At 47.1% G+C, this 1829-nt stretch carries 1 rRNA gene; it reads right to left on the reverse strand.

Features of this window, described 5'->3' with window-relative positions:
- Positions 1-86: 86 nt before the first annotated feature.
- Positions 87-1604: ribosomal RNA gene (locus ABEG63_RS21435) — 16S ribosomal RNA — on the reverse strand.
- Positions 1605-1829 lie beyond the last annotated feature (225 nt).

The following is a 1829-nucleotide window of genomic DNA, read 5'->3' on the forward strand; positions in this document are numbered from 1 at the left end:
CAACCAAACAAAAAACTAAAGCTTTACTTTGAATAAGTACTTTGTGTCTAGGACACTAATTTTGTTTTACGTCAAAAGACGCTCTAAAATGAGATGTTCCAGCCGCACCTTCCGGTACGGCTACCTTGTTACGACTTAGCCCTAGTTACCTGTTTTACCCTAGGCAGCTCCTGTTACGGTCACCGACTTCAGGTACCCCAGACTTCCATGGCTTGACGGGCGGTGTGTACAAGGCCCGGGAACGTATTCACCGCGCCATGGCTGATGCGCGATTACTAGCGATTCCAGCTTCATAGAGTCGAGTTGCAGACTCCAATCCGAACTGAGACCGGCTTTCGAGATTTGCATCCTATCGCTAGGTAGCTGCCCTCTGTACCGGCCATTGTATTACGTGTGTGGCCCAAGGCGTAAGGGCCGTGATGATTTGACGTCATCCCCACCTTCCTCTCTACTTGCGTAGGCAGTCTCACTAGAGTCCCCAACTTAATGATGGCAACTAGTGACAGGGGTTGCGCTCGTTGCAGGACTTAACCTAACACCTCACGGCACGAGCTGACGACAACCATGCAGCACCTTGAAAATTGCCCGAAGGAAGGTCTATTTCTAAACCGATCAATTCCCATTTAAGCCTTGGTAAGGTTCCTCGCGTATCATCGAATTAAACCACATAATCCACCGCTTGTGCGGGCCCCCGTCAATTCCTTTGAGTTTCAAACTTGCGTTCGTACTCCCCAGGTGGCTAACTTATCACTTTCGCTTAGTCTCTGAATCTTAAAAACCCAAAAACGAGTTAGCATCGTTTACGGCGTGGACTACCAGGGTATCTAATCCTGTTCGCTCCCCACGCTTTCGTCCATCAGCGTCAGTTAAGACATAGTAACCTGCCTTCGCAATTGGTGTTCTAAGTAATATCTATGCATTTCACCGCTACACTACTTATTCCAGCTACTTCTACCTCACTCAAGACCTGCAGTATCAATGGCAGTTTCACAGTTAAGCTGTGAGATTTCACCACTGACTTACAGACCCGCCTACGGACCCTTTAAACCCAATAAATCCGGATAACGCTTGCACCCTCCGTATTACCGCGGCTGCTGGCACGGAGTTAGCCGGTGCTTATTCGTATAGTACCTTCAGCTTCCCACACGTGGAAAGGTTTATCCCTATACAAAAGAAGTTTACAACCCATAGGGCCGTCGTCCTTCACGCGGGATGGCTGGATCAGGCGCTAACCCATTGTCCAATATTCCTCACTGCTGCCTCCCGTAGGAGTCTGGTCCGTGTCTCAGTACCAGTGTGGGGGATCACCCTCTCAGGCCCCCTAAAGATCACTGACTTGGTAGGCCGTTACCCTACCAACTATCTAATCTTGCGCGTGCCCATCTCTATCCACCGGAGTTTTCAATAAAAAACGATGCCGTTTCTTATATTATGGGGTATTAATCTTCCTTTCGAAAGGCTATCCCCCTGATAAAGGCAGGTTGCACACGTGTTCCGCACCCGTACGCCGCTCTCAAGATCCCGAAAGATCTCTACCGCTCAGCTTGCATGTGTTAGGCCTCCCGCTAGCGTTCATCCTGAGCCAGGATCAAACTCTCCATTGTATGTTTGTTCTTGACTCACTCAAAGTTTTGACGCTTTAGTTTTTCCTTACTTGGTTGTTATATTGTATTTCAATGATCTTCAATCTTTCGCTTTGTAACGCAGCTACTTTTCTGTCAGTTTCGCTCCGTATTTGCGTGTGCAAAAGTAATAACTTATTTTTAATTGACCAAATGTTTTTGAAGAAAATTTTAAAGTTTTTTGATGACCTTAATTTCTTTATTCCA

This window comes from Chryseobacterium sp. C39-AII1 (assembly GCF_039672645.1).
Lineage (GTDB): Bacteria > Bacteroidota > Bacteroidia > Flavobacteriales > Weeksellaceae > Chryseobacterium.